Raw genomic sequence first — 17,236 nt, forward strand, 5'->3', positions numbered from 1 at the left:
AAGGCCAAAATTAGAGCCGTTCGCGCGTTGACCGGGGCAGATCAGGCCTTTAGGTTCCGCGCCAGTTGATAACCCCCCTCCTAAATTGAGTGAAAGAGGATCGATGAAGGTCTTAGTGCCGGTAAAGCGGGTGGTCGATTACAACGTCAAGGTCCGCGTCAAGGGCGATGGGTCGGGCGTTGAACTCGCCAACGTCAAGATGTCCATGAACCCGTTCGATGAAATCGCGGTCGAGGAAGCGTTGCGCCTGAAGGAAGCCGGCAAGGCCACCGAGGTCGTGGTGGTCTCCATTGGACCGGCGCAAGCGTCTGAGACGATCCGCACTGGTCTCGCCATGGGCGCCGATCGCGGCATCCTGGTCAAGGCCGAGGGCACCGTCGAGCCGCTCGCCGTCGCCAAGATCCTGAAGAAGGTTGCCGAAGAGGAGCAGCCTGGCCTCATCATCCTCGGCAAGCAGGCGATCGACGATGACAGCAACCAGACCGGCCAGATGCTGGCCGCGCTGCTCGGCTGGTCGCAGGCGACCTTCGCTTCCAAGCTCGAGGTCGAAGGCTCTGATTTCAAGGTCACGCGCGAAGTCGATGGCGGCCTGCAGACTGTGAAGCTGAAGGGACCGGCGATCGTCACCACCGATCTCCGCCTCAACGAGCCGCGCTACGCTTCGCTGCCCAACATCATGAAGGCGAAGAAGAAGCCGATCGCGGAGAAGACCGTCACCGATTACGGCGTCGACGTCGCCGCGCGTCTCGAGGTTCTCAAGACGGCTGAGCCGGCCGGCCGCAAGGCAGGCGTCAAGGTCAAGGACGTCGCCGAGCTGGTGTCGAAACTCAAGAACGAAGCCGGGGTGCTCTGATGACGACGCTTCTGATTGCCGAACACGACAATGCGTCGCTGAAGGATGCGACCAACAAGGCCCTGACCGCGGCTGCCGCGCTCGGTGCGGATGTCGAGGTGCTGGTCGCCGGAAAGAACGCCAAGGCCGCGGCGGATGCCGCTGCCAAGCTCGCCGGCGTGAAGAAGGTTCTGCTCGCCGATGGCGACCTCTACGCGCACGACCTCGCCGAGCCGCTGGCCGCACTGGTCGTGTCGCTGGCGTCCGGCTATGACGCGATCGTCGCGCCGGCGACCTCGCGCTTCAAGAACGTGATGCCCCGCGTCGCCGCCCTGCTCGACGTCATGCAGGTCTCGGAGATCATCAAGGTGGTCGCGCCCGATACATTCGAGCGCCCGATCTACGCCGGCAACGCCATCCAGACGGTGAAGTCGAAGGACGCCAAGAAAGTCATCACGGTGCGGACCTCGACCTTCGCCGCAGCTGGCGAAGGTGGCAGCGCGCCGGTCGAGAACGTGGCGGCGGCCGCTGATCCGGGTCTGTCGACTTTCGTCGGCGAGGAGGTCGCCAAGAGCGACCGTCCCGAGCTGACCTCCGCGAAGATCATCGTCTCCGGCGGCCGCGCCATGCAGAGCCGCGAGAACTTCGCCAAATACATCGAGCCGCTCGCCGACAAGCTGGGCGCCGGCGTCGGTGCCTCGCGCGCCGCGGTCGATGCGGGCTATGCGCCGAACGATTGGCAGGTCGGCCAGACCGGCAAGGTCGTGGCGCCCGAGCTCTACGTCGCGGTCGGCATTTCCGGCGCTATCCAGCATCTGGCCGGCATGAAGGACTCCAAGGTGATCGTTGCGATCAACAAGGACGAGGATGCGCCGATCTTCCAGGTCGCCGATTACGGCCTGGTCGCCGACCTCTACCAGGCGGTTCCGGAGCTCACGGCCGAACTCGCCAAGCTCGGCAAGTAAAGCCGTACAAAACACCGGCCGGGAGGTATAAACTCCGGCCGGTGTTTCATTTTTGACGCGTTTTCTTTGGCGTGGGGCACGCCTTCGAAGCGATCCAATCTAGGTTTCGAGCCAAGGTTCTGATTAAATCAGGCTTCTGGTCAAATCAGACCTCCCGGCTCAGGGGATAGGCAGGGCGCGACATGCGCGCCGTTCCGGTGGATGACATTATGGCGGCAGTGATCAAGAAGGTCGGCGTGATCGGCGCGGGTCAGATGGGCAATGGCATCGCGCATGTCGCGGCGCTCGCCGGCTTCGACGTGGTGCTCAACGACGTTTCGGCCGACCGCCTCAAGTCGGGCATGGCCACCATCAACGGCAATCTGGCGCGCCAGGTCTCCAAGAAAGCCGTCACCGAGGACGACAAGGCGAAGGCGATGGCGCGCATCACGCCGGCCGAGAAGCTGGACGATCTCGCCGATTGCGACCTCGTGATCGAGACCGCTGTCGAGAAGGAAGAGGTCAAGCGCAAGATCTTCCACGAACTCTGCGCCGTCTTGAAGCCGGAGGCGATCGTCGCCTCCGATACGTCCTCGATCTCGATCACACGGCTCGCCGCCGCCACCGATCGCCCGGAGCGCTTCATCGGCATTCACTTCATGAATCCGGTGCCGCTGATGGAGCTGGTCGAGCTGATCCGCGGCATCGCCACTGATGATGCGACCTTCGACACGGCCAAGGAATTCGTGGCCCGGCTCGGCAAGCAGGTCGCCGTGTCGGAGGATTTCCCGGCCTTCATCGTCAACCGCATCCTGCTGCCGATGATCAACGAGGCGATCTACACGCTGTATGAAGGCGTCGGCAATGTCGAGGCGATCGATGCGGCAATGAAGCTCGGCGCGCATCATCCGATGGGCCCGCTCGAGCTTGCCGATTTCATCGGCCTCGATACCTGCCTCTCCATCATGCAGGTGCTGCACGAGGGGCTGGCCGATTCCAAGTACCGCCCGTGCCCGCTACTGGTGAAATACGTCGAGGCCGGTTGGCTCGGCCGCAAGACCCAGCGCGGCTTCTACGACTATCGCGGCGCCAAGCCGATTCCGACGCGGTAAGACAGTCCTGTGCCCCGGACGCAGCGCAGAGCGCTGCCGAGACGGCGCACAGAAGCCACGTGCACGGGGCCCCGGCTCTGAGGCGCGTCACTTCGTGCCGCACCTCGTCCGGGACACCAAACCTTTCCCACTCACCTCTCGTTAACGCCTCGCGCCTAGGTTACGGCCGGTACGAGGGCTCGCGTCATGGATATGATGGCAATGGTCAGCACCATGCTGGCCGCTCAGCAAGGCGCGCTGCAGTCGAATATTGCGGCGACGCTGACCAAGCAGAACATGGATATGGAGAAATCCACCGTTCTGACGCTGCTCGGTGCCGGTCAGCCATCGCTCGCCAATGTCGGCCCTGGCGTCGGCGGCAATCTCAACGTGACGGCTTAAAGCGACGCGGCGGCCTTGCCGGTCGCCGCCCGGATTAGCTTGAGCGCGTCCTCGCTTGCCCATTCCGCCGGTCCCGCGATCGTCGCGATCTCGCACCCCTGGGGGTCGACCAGCACCGAGGTCGGCATGCCCAGCGCCCGGCCTATGGCCTTAAGATCCTGAAAAACCTTTGCTTTCTGGTCGTTGAAATAGCCGAGCCGGGTCAGATTGGCTTCTTTCAGGAACGCCCTGGGCTTCTCGGGGTCGCGGGTGTCGATGTTGATCGCCACGACCTCGAAATTCGGGCCCGACAGCTTGCCCTGGAGCTCGTCCAGCGCCGGCATTTCCTTCCGGCACGGCACGCACCAGGTCGCCCAGAGGTTCACCAGCAGCGTCTTGCCGCGGAAGTCGGACAGTTTTTTCGGCTTGCCGTCCGCGTCCTCGAAGACAAGGTCGGGCAGCTTCAACGGGGCGCTCGCCATGGTCAGCGCCGCCACCTCGCCATGGGCGAGCGGGGCAATCTTCTGCGCTGTGGCCACCGCCGTTCGGCAAGCGGGATCGCCAGATGGTGCGCGGTTGAGGCGGAGCCCGTACAGCGCGGCGAAGCCAGCCAGTCCGCCAATCGCCACGGTGGCGATGACGAGGGGGATGCGGCGCGTGGCGGAGGGCTTCTGGTCGAGCATATCGTTTGTCATCCGGTCGCAGATATGGCTATCAGGGGCCTCTTAATACGGCTGGCTGCGGCCAGCAAACGTGCGGCAAATCAAGGCGTGAGCAGGGGATCATGAGCAACAAGATGTGGGGCGGCCGGTTCTCGGAACGTCCCGACGAGATCATGGAAGAGATCAACGTCTCCATCGACGTCGATCGTCACCTCTTCGCCCAGGACATTGCCGCGTCCAAGGCCCACGCCGCGATGCTGGCCAACCAAGGCATCATCACGGCTTCTGATGCGAAAAATATCGGCAAGGGTCTAGACACGATTTTGTCAGAGATCGGCAAGGGCGGCTTCGAATTCAAGCGCGCGCTCGAGGACATCCATATGAATGTCGAGAGCCGCCTGTCGGAGCTGATCGGCCCCGCCGCCGGTCGCTTGCACACCGCGCGCTCGCGCAACGACCAGGTCGCGACCGACTTCCGTCTGTTCGTCCGCGATGTGATCGACGAGACCGATGCCGCGCTTGCCGCGTTCCAGCAGGCGCTGGTGCAGCGCGCGCTGGAGCACGCCGGCACGGTGATGCCCGGCTTCACGCATCTGCAGACGGCGCAGCCTGTCACCTTTGGCCACCATCTGCTCGCCTATGTCGAGATGGCCGCGCGCGACCGCGGCCGCTTCAGGGACGCGCGCCAGCGGCTGAATGAATCCCCGCTCGGCGCGGCCGCGCTCGCCGGCACCTCGTTCCCGATCGACCGCCACGCCACCGCGAAGGCGCTCGGCTTCGACCGGCCGATGGCGAACTCGCTCGATGCGGTCTCCGATCGCGACTTCGTGCTGGAGACGCTGTCGGCGGCCTCGATCTGCGCCGTGCACATGTCGCGCTTTGCCGAGGAGATCGTGATCTGGACTTCGCCGCTGGTCGGCCTTGTCAGGCTCAGCGACAAGTTCACCACGGGATCCTCGATCATGCCGCAGAAGCGCAATCCGGATGCCGCCGAGCTGGTGCGCGCCAAGACCGGCCGCGTCATCGGCGCGCTCAACGGGCTGCTGATCGTCATGAAGGGCCTGCCGCTCGCCTATCAAAAGGACATGCAGGAGGACAAGCAGGGCGCCATGGAGGGTTTTGCCGCGCTGTCGCTCGCGATCCGGGCCATGACCGGCATGGTCCGCGACCTCGTCCCTGACCAAGCCAAAATGAAGGCGGCCGCTGGCGAGGGTTACGCAACGGCGACTGATCTTGCCGATTGGCTGGTGCGGACCCTGAAGATGCCGTTCCGCGAGGCCCATCACGTGACTGGCCGGATCGTGGCGAAAGCCGCGGAGGGCGGCGTGGCGCTGCACGAGCTGCCGCTCAAGGAGATGCAGGCCATCGAGCCAAAAATCACCAAGGAGGTGCTCGGCGTGCTCTCGGTCGAATCGTCCGTGAAGAGCCGCACCAGTTTTGGCGGCACCGCGCCGAAGAACGTGGCGTCCCAGGCCAAAGCCTGGGCGAAGCGGCTGGAAAAAGAGCGAAAATTGGGCTGAGGGCAAAATTTCGCTTATGTTTCATGATCATCCGGCTCTCGCCAGAACGCGCCAATCTCTGTATGGTGCGCCGCGCGTAGTGGGGATTTCGTCGTGACGTCAAAGTTTCGCCCGGCCAGTTCGGGGTGGACCATCATTGTCTTGAGCCTGACGGCGCTTGCGCTGGCCGGCTGCGGCCGCAAGGGTCCGCTGGATCTGCCGCCGACCGCCTCCAACGCGTCCACGACCAGCGGTGCCGCACCTGTAGATACCGAGGCCGAAACTCAGCGGACGCCGAGCGTGTTCAACCCGACCTACGGTGCGGATGCCGCGCCCGCGGCGGCGAAGGGCAAGAAGAAACCGTTTATTCTCGACCCGCTCCTGGACGAACCTCCCGCCAAGAAATAAGCCGGGACAACCGAGCCTGCGCCATGAACCATTTCGAATATCGCAACGGCGTGCTGCACGCCGAGGCGGTGAACCTGTCCGAGCTGGCCGCGACCGTCGGCACGCCGTTCTATTGCTATTCGACCGCGACGCTCGAGCGGCACTACCGCGTCTTCACCGACGCCTTCGCCGGCGAGAAGGTGCTGGTCTGCTACGCCATGAAGGCGAACTCCAACCAGTCGGTGCTGCGCACGCTGGCCAAGCTAGGGGCCGGCGCCGACGTGGTCTCGGGCGGCGAGTTGAAGCGCGCGCTGGCCGCAGGCATTCCCGCAAGCAAGATCGTGTTCTCCGGCGTCGGCAAGACCGAGGCCGAGCTGCGTGCTGCGCTCGCCGCCGACATCCTCTGTCTCAACGTCGAATCCGAGCCGGAGCTCGAGCTGCTGTCGCGCCTTGCGACCGAGATGGGCAAGACCGCGCGGATCTCCTTGCGCGTCAATCCCGACGTCGATGCCGGCACGCATGCAAAAATCTCCACCGGCAAGTCCGAGAACAAGTTCGGCATCCCGATCGTGCATGCCCGCGAGGTCTATGCGCGCGCTGCGAAGCTGCCCGGTATCGAAGTGACCGGCACCGACGTACATATCGGCAGCCAGATCACCGACCTCTCCGGCATGGAGACCGCGTTTCGCATCCTCTCCGAATTCGTGCAGACGCTGCGCAGCGACGGCCATGACATCTCCCACGTCGATTTCGGCGGCGGCCTCGGCATTCCCTATTACATGGACCGCGAGGCGCCGCCGGCGCCGGCCGCCTATGCCGCCATGGTCAAGCGCGTCAGCCACAATCTCGGCTGCACGCTGATGTTCGAGCCGGGCCGCATGATCGTCGGCAATGCCGGCATCCTGGTCGCCAAGGTGATCTATGTGAAGCACGGCGACGGCAAGAACTTCGTCATCATCGACGCCGCCATGAACGATCTGATCCGCCCGACGCTGTACGAGGCCCATCACGACATCCTGCCGGTGACGCAGCCCGCCTCGGGCGCCGCCACCATCATGGCCGACGTCGTCGGCCCGGTCTGCGAGACCGGCGACTATCTCGCCCTCGACCGCACGCTGCCGACGCCAAAGCCCGGCGATCTGCTCGCCATCATGACCGCAGGCGCCTATGGCGCGGTGCAGGCCGGCACCTACAACACCCGGCCGCTGGTGCCGGAGGTGCTGGTGAAGGGCGACCAATACGCCGTGGTGCGCCCGCGCGTCGAGGTCGAGCAACTCATCGCGATGGATAAGCCGGCGCCGTGGCTGTGAGTGTTTAGGCGCGGCGCTATGTCTTCCGCCCGACCACCACGCCCGCCTTCTCCTCGATCGGCTTGATTGCCGCGGTGAAATCGGACTCGGCGCCTTCCGCGCTGATCACGGTCTCCCATAACCGTCCGACCGCATCCGCCACCTCCATCGACAGGCCAAGCTGCTTCATCTCCGCCAGCGCCAGCCGCACGTCCTTCACCATCAGTCCGGTGGCGAAGCCGAAATCGAAGGTGCGCGGCAGCACCGAGCGCGGGAACTTGTCGCGGCTCGCCGTGTTCATGCCCGAGCCGGCATTGATGACGTCGATCATCACGGCGGGATCGAGCCCGGCCTTGACGCCCATCACCACGGCTTCCGACGTTGCCACGATCGCGGTGGCCGACAGGAAATTGTTGGCGAGCTTCATGGTCTGGGCCGCGCCGGGCTTCTCGCCGATGAAGAACACCTTTCCGATCACGTCGAGCGCCGGCTTGAGCAGCTCGAACTCGGCTTTCGGGCCCGACACCATCACTGCCAGCGTGCCCTTCTCGGCGCCGCCGACTCCGCCGGAGACGGGACAGTCGATCTGCACGATGTCGCGTTTGGCGAGGAGGCCGTGAATCTTCACGGCCATCGCCGAGCCGACCGTGGAGAGATCGATGAAACGTTTGGCGCGCTTGCCCTCGATCACGCCGTTCGCTCCCGTTGCGACCTCGAGCGAAGCCTGCAGCGAAGGCAGGCTCGCCATGACGGTCTCGACTTGATCGGCGACGTCCTTCGGTGACGCCGCCGCAATTGCGCCGCGCGCCACCAGCTTGTCCATGACCTCCTTGCGCGTGTCGAATACCACGAGCCCGTGTCCCGCCTCGATCAGCCGCCGCGCCATCGGAAAACCCATGTTTCCGAGGCCGATGAATCCGATGTCCATGGTGTTTCCTTGTGGTTGTTATTCGTTGCTGTCGTGAAAATCCGCGCTCCATCCCCCGTGTCGTCCCGGACAAGCGCGCCTCAAGCGCGCGCTGATCCGGGACGACGATGAGGAGGAACGTTGCGCCCCTCACTCACACGCCGCCTCACGCCTTCCCATCGATCTCGGCGAACACCTCGCGCGCGATGCGGAAACTGTCGACCGCGGCGGGCATGCCGCCATAGATCGCGACCTGCATCAGGATCTCGCGGATCTCTTCGCGGCTGACGCCGTTGGTGAGTGCACCCTTGAGATGCGCGCGAAACTCGTGCTGGCGGTTGAGGATCGCGATCATGGCAATGTTGAGCATGCTTCGGGTCTTGCGCGGCAGCTCCTCGCGGCCCCACACCGCGCCCCAGCAATATTCGTTGAGCATCTCCTGGAACGGACGGTTGAAATCGTCGACGTTCTTCAGGGCGTTGTTGACATAGGCCTCGCCCAGCACCGCTTTGCGGACTTCCAGGCCCTTGTCGTGCATCTTCTTGTCCATGGCGTTTCCTTTGTTCCAACAGGGATGGCGCGCGGAAATTACGGGGTTGCACCGGGCCAGTCACGTCCTCGTGTTATGCGGGAAAAGGAGGCTCCTCCGTACCGGAACGGATGCCTCAGTGCTGCCGTTGTGATAGGCTCTTCTCTACCGGGCAACCTGGAGAGTTGATTGAACGGCGTCACCCCCGGCCCGTCAGGCCCGATCCGCAACAGTGACGCGCTGTCGCGGCTGAAGCTGGCGCAGGCCCTTGATCGGGCTACTTATGCCATCGCGTGGGAGCGTGCCTGGCCCAATGTGGCGCGCCTTCTGACCGTCGCCGGCTTGTTCCTGGTGGTGTCCTGGGCTGGTCTCTGGCTCGCCGTGCCGTTCGTTGCCCGGGCCATCGGCCTTGCCCTCTTCGCTGCGATTGCAGTCGTCGCCCTGTTCCCGCTGATTCGCTTCCGCTGGCCGAGCCGCGAGGAAGCGCTCGCCCGGCTCGACCGTGGCTCCGGCATCCGTCACCGCCCGGCCACCACGCTCACGGACACGTTGACCTCGCAGGACCCGGTCGCGCAGGCGCTGTGGCAGGCGCAGCGCGAGCGTACGCTCGCCTCCATCAAGCGCATCCGCGCCGGTCTGCCGCACCCGCGGCTCGCGCTTCACGACCCCTGGGCGCTGCGTGCCCTTGTCATGGTGATGCTGGTTGCGACCTTCTTCGCCGCAGGTGACGAGCGTGCGATGCGGCTCGGCGCTGCCTTCGACTGGAACGGGGTGCTGGCGCCGACCAATGTTCGCGTCGACGCCTGGGTCACGCCGCCGCTCTACACCGGTAAGCCGCCGGTCATCCTGTCGGCCGCCAACAAGGAGGCTGCGGCCTTGCCCGCCGGCGGCCCGCTTTCCGTTCCCGCCGGCTCGACCCTGATCGTGCGCTCTTCCGGTGGCAGTCTGGATGTCGTCGTCTCCGGCGGACTCAAGGAAGTCGCCCCAACTGAAGCCAGCCCCAAGGGGACCAACGAAAAGCACTTTGCCATTTCCGGCGACGGCACCGCGCGTGTCCGCGCGCCTTCCGGCCAGCCGCAATGGGCGTTTGCGGCCACGCCGGACCGTCCGCCGACGATCGCGCTCGCCAAGGACCCGGAGCGCCAGGCGCGCGGCGCGCTCCAGCTCTCCTACAAGCTTGAGGACGATTACGGCGTCACCGGCGCCGAGGCGAAATTTGCCCCGCGGTCGACCGATGCCAAGGACGGTACAAAGGACGGTACAAAGGACGGTACAAAGGACGGCACGAAGGACGGGACGAAGGCTGCTGCCGGCGATGGTGACACCAGGGCGGCTCCGCGGCCTCTGTTCCAGCCACCGCAATTCCCGCTCGCGCTGCCGAATGCGCGGACCCGCAACGGCATCGGACAGTCGGTGAAGGATCTCAGCGAGGATCCCTATGCCGGCGCCGAGGTCACGCTGACCCTCACGGCCAAGGACGAGGCCGGCAACGAGGCCGCAAGCGAACCGTTCAACATGCGCCTGCCCGAACGGCTCTTCACCAAGCCGCTGGCACGTGCACTGATCGAGCAGCGCCGCATTCTCGCGCTCGATGCGAACAAGAATTCCGACGTGTATGCCGCGCTCGACGCGCTGATGATCGCGCCCGAAATGTTCACGCCGGAGCCCGGACAATATCTCGGCCTGCACAACGTGGCCCGACAGCTCGAGGCCGCGCGCACCGATGATGCCCTGCGCGAGGTCGTGGCAAGCCTGTGGGCGCTTGCGGTGACGATCGAGGACGGCAAGATCTCCGACGTCGAGAAGGCGTTGCGCGCGGCTCAGGACGCGCTGAAGCAGGCGCTGGAGCGTGGCGCGAGCGACGAAGAAATCAAGAAGCTCACGCAGGATCTGCGTCAGGCGCTGAACGATTTCATGCGCCAGCTCGCCGAGCAGTTCCGCAACAACAATGACCCGCAGCAGCTGGCGCGGCCGCTCGACCCGAACACCAAGGTCCTGCGCCAGCAGGATCTGCAGAACATGATCGACCGCATGGAGCGCCTGTCGCGCTCCGGCGACAAGGATGCGGCCAAGCAGTTGCTCGACCAGCTCCAGCAGATGTTGGAAGGTCTCCAGATGGCGCAGCCGGGGCAGTCCGGCGAGAGCGACATGGAGCAGGCGCTGAACGAGCTCGGCGACATGATCCGCAAGCAGCAGCAATTGCGCGACAGGACCTTCAAGCAGGGCCAGGATTCCCGGCGCGACCGCTCGCGCGGCAAGCAGGGCGATCAGTCCATGTCGGAGCTGCAGCAGGACCAGCAGGGGCTGCGCGACCGCCTGAAGAAGCTGCAGGACGAGCTTGCCAAGCGCGGCCTCATGCAGAAGGGAGAAAAGGGGCAGAAGGGCCAACAGGGACAGAAGGGCCAGCAAGGGGATCAGGGCCAGCCCGGCCAGAACGGCGATCAGGACGGCGACCAGGGCGATGACGACGGCAGTCTGGATGCTGCCGACGGTGCCATGGGCGATGCGGGATCAAAGCTCGGCGAGGGCAATGCCGACGGCGCCGTGGACTCGCAGGGCAAGGCGCTCGATGCGATGCGCAAGGGTGCGCAGAAAATGGCCGAGGCGATGCAGCAGGGTGACGGTGACGGCCAGGGCGACGGACCCGGCCAACGCGCCGGCCGTCAGCAGAGCGGTGGCAACCAGACCGACCCGCTGGGCCGTCCGCTGCACGGGCGCGAATATGGTGACGATTACACGGTCAAGATTCCCGGCGAGATCGACACCCAGCGTGTCCGCCGCATTCTCGAAGAGCTCCGCCGTCGTCTCGGCGACCCCTCGCGCCCGCAGATCGAGCTCGACTACATCGAGCGGCTGCTGAAAGAGTTTTAACGTCACACTCGCTGTCATCGCCGGGCCCTGACCGGGCGATCCAGTATTCCAGAGACCGGCGTTGAAGAGCTCGCTCTTGGCACATCCGCCGCGGCGTACTGGATGCCCCGGTCCCGGCTTCGCCAAGGCTACGCCGGGGCCACAAGGGTGCTCGGCCGCCGAAGCTTTAGCGAAGGCGGCAAGCCGGGGCATGACAGGGGAGTGTGTAGCCGCTGCGCTAACCCTTCCTCGCTGCCAGCGCATCCGCCACGGCCGTGCGGATGTCGGCGACCGAGAAAGGCTTGGTCACGACGTCATGCACCAGCGCATTCAGGTTCGAGGCGCGCTCGCGCTGGTCGGCAAAGCCGGTCATCAGCAGAATGGTCAGATCAGGGAAATCGCGCGCGGCCGAGAGAGCCAGCGCGATGCCATCCATGACCGGCATCTGGATGTCGGTGAGCAACAGGTCGAAGGCGCCGTCCTCGCGGGTCAGGATCTCCAGCGCCTCGGCGCCGTCCTGGGCGGTGACGGTCTCATGGCCGTCCATGGCGATGGCGCGCGCCACGAGCGTGCGCATCGAATCCTCGTCGTCGGCGATCAAGATTTTCGGCATGAGACCAACCTTGGGATCAATCTCCCCTGTGGGGTCGATTATACGCTGCCGCCGGCGATGTCGCGCCGGTTGAAGAAACGAACGTCGATATTGCGGCCCTCAGGCGGCGGCGAGGCAAGGCGCGAGCGGAAGAAGGCGCGCTCGCCGGGCCGCAGCACGGTCTGTTCCAGCACCGTGTTCCAGGCGTAGATCTCCGCGCCTTGCGCGTCGCGCACGGCAAAGCGCAGCCGCGGGATGTCGAGCGGCTTCTTGCCCTCGCCCACGATCACGCCCTCGATCACCAGCACCTGCTTACCGTCCACGGTCTCGCTGGAGAGCTTGACGTCCTTGAAGGCGAGGCCCCGCAGGTTCACCTCGAGCCCGACCATCTTGTAGAACGCCGCCGTCTGGGGCAGCAGCCGCACCACGTCGCCGCGCCAGATCACCAGTGCCAGGACCAGCGCGCCCATCGCGGCGCAGGCGGTCGGGAGGCCAAAATAGGATTTGCGCGGAGCCGTGGTGGCGACCGCGCGGCTCACCCGCGCCCCGCGGCGGCGGAACAGGCCGCGGAACCAGGACTGGTGCTGTGCACCGGCGGCCTCCTCCTCGGCCTGCCGGGCCGCCGCTGACCATTCGTCCTCGGTTTCGCGGGCCTCCTGGTCCGGCCAGTCGCTGGCGATTGAGGGACTGTCGACGACAGGCGCATCAATGGTGCCGTCGTCCTTGGCATAGGAGTTCCATTGCTCGGCGAGGTCGGACTGGTCGTCGGCCCGGCTGGCCGCGGCGATCGCGGGAACGGACGCCTCCTCGATGGCATCCTCGGCATGCGCGATCCAGGTCTCCTTGCAGCGGGAGCAGCGGACCGCTCGTCCGTTCGCCCCAAGGCTCGCGAGCTTGATGGCGTAGGATGTCATACAATGGGGGCAGACGATATGCATGGACGAGCCTTGATGTATGAACGAAGGTCTTGGACTGGTCTTGACGATGCCGCGGCCGCGGAGAACCGGGCGCCCTTATGCTACAGGGCGACCGTTAACGAACCGGAAACCATAACGGCGGCAAAACCCGATGATCGCGCATGGCGGAGTGCCGCAGCGCGACCCGCGCCCCCTCTCGAACGGAGCTGAACTTGGTTCGGTTCGAAAATGTCGGATTGCGTTACGGTCTGGGGCCGGAGATCCTGCGCGATCTCAATTTCCAGATCCCGGCGCATTCCTTCCAGTTTCTCACCGGACCTTCCGGTGCCGGCAAGACCTCCCTGCTGCGTCTGTTGTTCCTCTCGCATCGACCGACGCGGGGCCTCGTCAATCTGTTCGGCCACGACATCTCGCAGCTCGGCAAGGACGAGATCGCGGACCTGCGCAAGCGCATCGGCATTGTCCTCCAGGATTTCCGGCTGCTCGACCACATGACGACCTATGAGAACGTCGCGCTGCCGTTCCGCGTCATGGGCCGCAGCGAGTCGAGCTACCGCAAGGAGGTGATCGACCTGTTGCGCTGGGTCGGCCTCGGCGATCGCATGGACGCGCTGCCGCCGATCCTGTCGGGCGGCGAGAAGCAGCGCGCGGCGATCGCGCGCGCCGTGATCTCGCGGCCGCAGCTGCTGCTCGCGGACGAGCCGACCGGCAGCGTCGATCCGACGCTCGGCCGGCGCCTGCTGCGGCTCTTCATCGAGCTCAACAAATCAGGCACCGCCGTCATCATCGCCACTCACGACATCGGCCTGATGGATCAGTACGAGGCACGGCGGCTGGTGCTGCACCAGGGACGGCTGCACGTCTATGAGTAGGCTAGACGAGCGCGGCGTGCTGGTCGATCTCGGACAGGAGCGTCCGCAGCTTCCGGCCAAGGCGCGCAACATGTCGCCGATCGTGCCGCGCGCCTCGATCCATGGCAGAGCGCTGGTCGCCGTCGTCGCCATCATGACCTTCCTCGCCTCGATGACCACGGGGACGGTGCTACTGGTGAGTGCCTCCGCCGCGGAATGGCAGTCGGACGTGGCAAGCGAAATCACCATCCAGGTTCGTCCGCAGGCCGGCCGTGATATCGAGCGCGACACCGCCGCCGTGGCGGAGGCGATGCGCGCGCAAGCCGGCATCGTCGAGGTCAAGTCGTTCACCAAGGAGGAGAGCGGTAAGCTGCTCGAGCCCTGGCTCGGCACCGGCCTGTCGATGGACGATCTGCCGGTGCCGCGCATGATCATCGCGCGCGTGCAACCGGGCACGCCGCTCGATCTCGGCGCCTTGCGCGCGCGCGTGACGCAGGTCGCGCCGGGGGCCAGCGTCGACGATCATCGCGCCTGGATCGAGCGCATGCGCGTGATGACAAACGCCACCGTGCTGGCCGGCCTCGGCATCCTCGCGCTCGTCATCATCGCCACGATCATCTCGGTTTCGTTCGCGACCCGCGGCGCCATGGCGGCGAACCGTCCGATCGTCGAGGTCCTGCATTTCGTTGGCGCCGGCGACCGCTACATCGCCAATCACTTCCTGCGTCATTTCCTCAGGCTGGGTCTGGAAGGTGGCGTGATCGGCGGCGGCGCCGCCATGCTGGTGTTCGGCTTCTCAGAGTCCATCGCAGGCTGGTTTTCCGGTACCCCCGTCGGCGACCAGTTCGCCGCGCTGCTCGGCACCTTCTCGCTGCGGCCATCCGGCTACATCGTGCTTGCGGTCCAGGCCGTGCTGATCGGCGGCATCACCGCGGTGGCCTCGCGCCAGACCCTGTTCGCGACCTTGAATGATGTTGATTGAGTTCTTTTCTTTCCTTCTCCCCTCGCGGGAGAAGGTGGCATAGGAGGCCTTCGGCCTCCGTTCTCGAGAACGCCGCAGCGAAGCTTCGGCTATGGCGCTGGATGAGGGGTTCTGTCCAAGCGTACAAATGCTGAGGTGAATGCGCGGAGAGAACCCTCACCCGTCTCGCCGCTGTCGCGACGAGCCACCCTCTCCCACAAGGCCCTACAAGGGGAGAGGGTGAATCGACTTTTCGGCCTGACAGTTTCGTAGCATTGATAAGCCTTTCAAACCGGACTCCACTTCGCCTCAAAACGTCATAAAATTACTCAGGGAAGGGATCACCGACATCGCATGACCTCGCCGACCGACGATCGATCGCCGAAACTGCCGCGCGGCTGGCTGCGCGCGACAATCGTGTCGACGATCGCGCTCGCCTTCGTCGGCGCGGCGGCGGGCTTCATTGCGTTCCTGTCGCAATTGCGCGGCGCCGAGATGGTGCCGGACCGCAAGGCAGACGGCATCGTGGTGCTGACCGGCGGCTCCTCACGGGTATCGGACGCCATGGAGCTGCTGGCTGCCGGCTACGGCAGGCGGCTCCTGATCTCCGGCGTGCATCCGACCTCGACGGCGAGCGACATCTCCCGGACCTTGCCGGAGAACCAATCCTTCATGACCTGCTGCGTCGATCTCGACCGCACCGCGCTCTCGACCCGCGGCAACGCGGCCGAGGCGCGGCGATGGGCGCATGAGCGCCGATTTACATCTTTGATCGTGGTCACCTCCAACTATCACATGCCGCGCGCGCTGGTGGAATTCTCGCACGCGATGCCACAGACGACGCTGATCCCCTTTGCGGTGGTCGGCGACAAATGGCGCGAGGAGCCGTGGTGGACCTCGGGTTCGACGCTGCGCCTGCTCCTGTCCGAATATGTCAAGTACATCGCGGCCGAGCTCAGGGTCCGGCTGGAGGATTTCGGGATTGACCTTTCGCCCGAGATGTCGGAGCAGCCTGCGGGTCAGCAACCGAGGCGGCCCGCCACCGCCCAGGCCAATTGACTGGCAAATTGATCGGACCGTCGATGTTTCTGATTTTCCTGCGCTCGCTCGTGTTCAACGTGCTGTTCTACGCCGTGCTTGTTTGCCTTGCGATCGTGGCACTGCCGACCTTCGCATTGCCGCCGCGCGCGATGCTGACGGTGGCGGAATGGTGGGCCAAGGCAACGCTGGTCTTGATGCGGGTGGTTTGCAACATCAAGGTGGAATTCCGCGGTGTCGAGAACATCCCGGAAGGTCCGCTCTTGATCGTGGCGAAGCATCAGTCCTTCTGGGAGACGTTCGTGCTGCCGGGTTTCTTCAACCGGCCGATCTTCATCCTCAAGCGCCAGCTCATGCAGATCCCGGTGTTCGGTCAATTCCTGGTCAAGACCGGGATGATCGCAATCGACCGCAATGCCGGCGTGAAGGCGCTTCTGGACATGACGCGGCGGGCGCGCGAGGCGGTACGCAGCGGCCGCCAGCTCGTGATCTTTCCGGAGGGCACGCGCCGTGCTCCCGGCGCGCCGCCCGACTACAAGACCGGCTTTGCACAGATCTATTCGTCCTGCGGCGTGCCGTGCCTGCCGATCGCGCTCAATTCCGGCCTGTTCTGGCCGCGTCGCACCTTCATGCGCTATCCGGGCACGCTCGTGGTGGAGTTTCTCGAACCGTTGCCGCCGGGTCTGCCGAAGGACGAATTTCTCTCCCGCGTGCAAACGGTCATCGAGGACGCGACCGGGCGTCTCGTCGAAGCGGGGCGGAAAGAGCAGGAGCAGTTGATCGGTAGCGCGCCAAGCTACGCGCCGACCAGCGGCTAGCGACTTTCGCTGTCTTCGTTCGGAGCCGGCGCGTGCGGCGAATGCGCATCACCATGCAGCATCAATGCAAGCTGATGCAGCTGCGCGTCGCGAAAGCCTTCGGCCTCGATCGCCTTCACCGTCGCGGTGACGTAGTCGCGGTTGGCGCCGGACTGGCCGTGGCCCTGGATGACATGGCGGTGCTGCTCGGCGAGCGACAGACGGCCGGCATATTGCACATGACCGCGGTCGACGACGTAGGCGAGCGCGGAGACGCGCTGCCGCGCATCGTTCTCCAACCATACCGAGCGCATCACCTCGCGATAGACCGACGTGACCTGCTCGCGCGCGCGCAAATAAGCGACGACATCGGCGCGGTTCTTCTCGGCGACGCGAAAGGCGATGCCGCGGCAGGCGCCGCCGCGGTCGAGCCCGAGCACCAGGCCCGGCTTCTCCGGCGTGCCGCGGTGCACGAAGGAATAGACGCAGAGCGCCCGATGCTCGCCGACCAGCCGCGCCGGGACGCGTTCCTCGAAGTCGAAGCCCGGCCGCCACATCAGCGAGCCGTAGCCGAACACCCAGAGGTCGCCCTTGGCGGTGGTGACGGAGGGGAGGGAGATTTCGGACATTTCGGGAACGGCTACCAGAACCATGTTCCGAAGCGAAGCGAATTCTCCGTCTTTCGTCGGGGGCCGGCCCCGCTTACATT

At 65.3% G+C, this 17,236-nt stretch carries 18 protein-coding genes; 12 read left to right on the forward strand and 6 right to left on the reverse strand.

Annotated elements, in window-relative coordinates; genetic code table 11:
- Positions 1-103: 103 nt before the first annotated feature.
- From BRAD3257_RS04110 to BRAD3257_RS04125, 4 genes are all read left to right on the forward strand, one after another.
- Positions 104-853 (forward strand): electron transfer flavoprotein subunit beta/FixA family protein, encoded by a 750-nt coding sequence (locus BRAD3257_RS04110; protein WP_122400775.1) that lies wholly within the window; start codon positions 104-106, stop codon positions 851-853.
- Positions 853-1,797 carry an electron transfer flavoprotein subunit alpha/FixB family protein gene (locus BRAD3257_RS04115; protein WP_027573280.1) on the forward strand — a complete coding sequence of 315 codons (945 nt, stop codon included), beginning with the start codon at positions 853-855 and terminating at the stop codon, positions 1,795-1,797. The genes BRAD3257_RS04110 and BRAD3257_RS04115 overlap by 1 nt, the downstream gene beginning before the upstream one ends.
- A gap of 209 nt (positions 1,798-2,006) precedes the next feature.
- Positions 2,007-2,888, forward strand: coding sequence for a 3-hydroxybutyryl-CoA dehydrogenase (locus BRAD3257_RS04120; protein ID WP_122400776.1), 882 nt, complete (start codon positions 2,007-2,009; stop codon positions 2,886-2,888).
- Between the two features lie 186 nt (positions 2,889-3,074).
- The gene (locus BRAD3257_RS04125; RefSeq protein WP_027562813.1) at positions 3,075-3,269 is read left to right on the forward strand and encodes a putative motility protein; all 195 of its coding nucleotides are present in this window, start codon (positions 3,075-3,077) and stop codon (positions 3,267-3,269) included.
- Here the strand turns inward: BRAD3257_RS04125 and tlpA are convergent.
- Positions 3,266-3,931 (reverse strand): thiol:disulfide interchange protein TlpA, encoded by a 666-nt coding sequence (tlpA, locus tag BRAD3257_RS04130; RefSeq protein WP_122400777.1) that lies wholly within the window; start codon positions 3,929-3,931, stop codon positions 3,266-3,268. The two genes, BRAD3257_RS04125 and tlpA, sit on opposite strands and share 4 nt — an antisense overlap.
- A gap of 101 nt (positions 3,932-4,032) precedes the next feature.
- Between tlpA and argH the strand changes: the two genes are divergently transcribed.
- The 3 genes from argH (at position 4,033) to lysA (ending at position 7,106) form a co-directional block, all read left to right on the forward strand.
- A complete protein-coding gene (gene argH / locus BRAD3257_RS04135; protein WP_122400778.1) occupies positions 4,033-5,430 on the forward strand; it encodes an argininosuccinate lyase in 1,398 nt (465 codons plus the stop codon).
- A 93-nt stretch (positions 5,431-5,523) separates the two neighbouring features.
- Positions 5,524-5,817 carry an LPS translocon maturation chaperone LptM gene (lptM, locus tag BRAD3257_RS04140; RefSeq protein ID WP_122400779.1) on the forward strand — a complete coding sequence of 98 codons (294 nt, stop codon included), beginning with the start codon at positions 5,524-5,526 and terminating at the stop codon, positions 5,815-5,817.
- A gap of 23 nt (positions 5,818-5,840) precedes the next feature.
- Positions 5,841-7,106, forward strand: a complete 1,266-nt coding sequence (gene lysA, locus BRAD3257_RS04145) for a diaminopimelate decarboxylase (RefSeq protein ID WP_122400780.1) — start codon at positions 5,841-5,843, stop codon at positions 7,104-7,106.
- A gap of 16 nt (positions 7,107-7,122) precedes the next feature.
- On the opposite strand, the gene BRAD3257_RS04150 is transcribed toward lysA, so the two are convergent.
- Both BRAD3257_RS04150 and BRAD3257_RS04155 read right to left on the reverse strand, forming a co-directional pair.
- The gene (locus BRAD3257_RS04150) at positions 7,123-8,013 is read right to left on the reverse strand and encodes an NAD(P)-dependent oxidoreductase (protein ID WP_122400781.1); all 891 of its coding nucleotides are present in this window, start codon (positions 8,011-8,013) and stop codon (positions 7,123-7,125) included.
- A gap of 145 nt (positions 8,014-8,158) precedes the next feature.
- Positions 8,159-8,542, reverse strand: a complete 384-nt coding sequence (locus BRAD3257_RS04155; protein WP_122400782.1) for a carboxymuconolactone decarboxylase family protein — start codon at positions 8,540-8,542, stop codon at positions 8,159-8,161.
- A gap of 168 nt (positions 8,543-8,710) precedes the next feature.
- Between BRAD3257_RS04155 and BRAD3257_RS04160 the strand changes: the two genes are divergently transcribed.
- Positions 8,711-11,392, forward strand: coding sequence for a TIGR02302 family protein (locus tag BRAD3257_RS04160; protein WP_122400783.1), 2,682 nt, complete (start codon positions 8,711-8,713; stop codon positions 11,390-11,392).
- A gap of 217 nt (positions 11,393-11,609) precedes the next feature.
- On the opposite strand, the gene BRAD3257_RS04165 is transcribed toward BRAD3257_RS04160, so the two are convergent.
- Positions 11,610-11,984 (reverse strand): response regulator, encoded by a 375-nt coding sequence (locus BRAD3257_RS04165; RefSeq protein WP_100232458.1) that lies wholly within the window; start codon positions 11,982-11,984, stop codon positions 11,610-11,612.
- A gap of 38 nt (positions 11,985-12,022) precedes the next feature.
- A complete protein-coding gene (locus BRAD3257_RS04170) occupies positions 12,023-12,901 on the reverse strand; it encodes an MJ0042-type zinc finger domain-containing protein (protein ID WP_162500099.1) in 879 nt (292 codons plus the stop codon).
- Between the two features lie 191 nt (positions 12,902-13,092).
- On the opposite strand from BRAD3257_RS04170, the gene ftsE reads away from it, so the two are divergent.
- From ftsE to BRAD3257_RS04190, 4 genes are all read left to right on the forward strand, one after another.
- A complete protein-coding gene (ftsE, locus tag BRAD3257_RS04175) occupies positions 13,093-13,752 on the forward strand; it encodes a cell division ATP-binding protein FtsE (RefSeq protein WP_122406363.1) in 660 nt (219 codons plus the stop codon).
- The gene (locus BRAD3257_RS04180) at positions 13,745-14,713 is read left to right on the forward strand and encodes a cell division protein FtsX (RefSeq protein ID WP_122400785.1); all 969 of its coding nucleotides are present in this window, start codon (positions 13,745-13,747) and stop codon (positions 14,711-14,713) included. The genes ftsE and BRAD3257_RS04180 overlap by 8 nt, the downstream gene beginning before the upstream one ends.
- A 333-nt stretch (positions 14,714-15,046) precedes the next feature.
- A complete protein-coding gene (locus BRAD3257_RS04185; protein WP_122400786.1) occupies positions 15,047-15,751 on the forward strand; it encodes a YdcF family protein in 705 nt (234 codons plus the stop codon).
- A gap of 23 nt (positions 15,752-15,774) precedes the next feature.
- Positions 15,775-16,548, forward strand: a complete 774-nt coding sequence (locus tag BRAD3257_RS04190) for a lysophospholipid acyltransferase family protein (RefSeq protein ID WP_122406364.1) — start codon at positions 15,775-15,777, stop codon at positions 16,546-16,548.
- Here BRAD3257_RS04190 and BRAD3257_RS04195 read toward each other — a convergent pair.
- The gene (locus BRAD3257_RS04195; RefSeq protein ID WP_122406365.1) at positions 16,545-17,156 is read right to left on the reverse strand and encodes a gamma-glutamylcyclotransferase; all 612 of its coding nucleotides are present in this window, start codon (positions 17,154-17,156) and stop codon (positions 16,545-16,547) included. The two genes, BRAD3257_RS04190 and BRAD3257_RS04195, sit on opposite strands and share 4 nt — an antisense overlap.
- Positions 17,157-17,236: the final 80 nt, after the last annotated feature.

The sequence above is a fragment of the Bradyrhizobium vignae genome, assembly GCF_900324035.1.
Classification (GTDB): domain Bacteria; phylum Pseudomonadota; class Alphaproteobacteria; order Rhizobiales; family Xanthobacteraceae; genus Bradyrhizobium; species Bradyrhizobium vignae.

Excerpts from the sequence above, each read along its gene's own strand:
- BRAD3257_RS04110 (WP_122400775.1), top strand. The coding sequence starts at position 104 with ATGAAGGTCTTAGTGCCGGTAAAGCGGGTGGTCGATTACAACGTCAAG.
- BRAD3257_RS04115 (WP_027573280.1), top strand. The coding sequence starts at position 853 with ATGACGACGCTTCTGATTGCCGAACACGACAATGCGTCGCTGAAGGAT.
- BRAD3257_RS04120 (WP_122400776.1), top strand. The coding sequence starts at position 2,007 with ATGGCGGCAGTGATCAAGAAGGTCGGCGTGATCGGCGCGGGTCAGATG.
- BRAD3257_RS04125 (WP_027562813.1), top strand. The coding sequence starts at position 3,075 with ATGGATATGATGGCAATGGTCAGCACCATGCTGGCCGCTCAGCAAGGC.
- tlpA (WP_122400777.1), bottom strand. The coding sequence starts at position 3,931 with ATGCTCGACCAGAAGCCCTCCGCCACGCGCCGCATCCCCCTCGTCATC.
- argH (WP_122400778.1), top strand. The coding sequence starts at position 4,033 with ATGAGCAACAAGATGTGGGGCGGCCGGTTCTCGGAACGTCCCGACGAG.
- lysA (WP_122400780.1), top strand. The coding sequence starts at position 5,841 with ATGAACCATTTCGAATATCGCAACGGCGTGCTGCACGCCGAGGCGGTG.
- BRAD3257_RS04150 (WP_122400781.1), bottom strand. The coding sequence starts at position 8,013 with ATGGACATCGGATTCATCGGCCTCGGAAACATGGGTTTTCCGATGGCG.
- BRAD3257_RS04155 (WP_122400782.1), bottom strand. The coding sequence starts at position 8,542 with ATGGACAAGAAGATGCACGACAAGGGCCTGGAAGTCCGCAAAGCGGTG.
- BRAD3257_RS04165 (WP_100232458.1), bottom strand. The coding sequence starts at position 11,984 with ATGCCGAAAATCTTGATCGCCGACGACGAGGATTCGATGCGCACGCTC.
- BRAD3257_RS04170 (WP_162500099.1), bottom strand. The coding sequence starts at position 12,901 with ATGCATATCGTCTGCCCCCATTGTATGACATCCTACGCCATCAAGCTC.
- BRAD3257_RS04180 (WP_122400785.1), top strand. The coding sequence starts at position 13,745 with ATGAGTAGGCTAGACGAGCGCGGCGTGCTGGTCGATCTCGGACAGGAG.
- BRAD3257_RS04185 (WP_122400786.1), top strand. The coding sequence starts at position 15,047 with ATGACCTCGCCGACCGACGATCGATCGCCGAAACTGCCGCGCGGCTGG.
- BRAD3257_RS04190 (WP_122406364.1), top strand. The coding sequence starts at position 15,775 with ATGTTTCTGATTTTCCTGCGCTCGCTCGTGTTCAACGTGCTGTTCTAC.
- BRAD3257_RS04195 (WP_122406365.1), bottom strand. The coding sequence starts at position 17,156 with ATGTCCGAAATCTCCCTCCCCTCCGTCACCACCGCCAAGGGCGACCTC.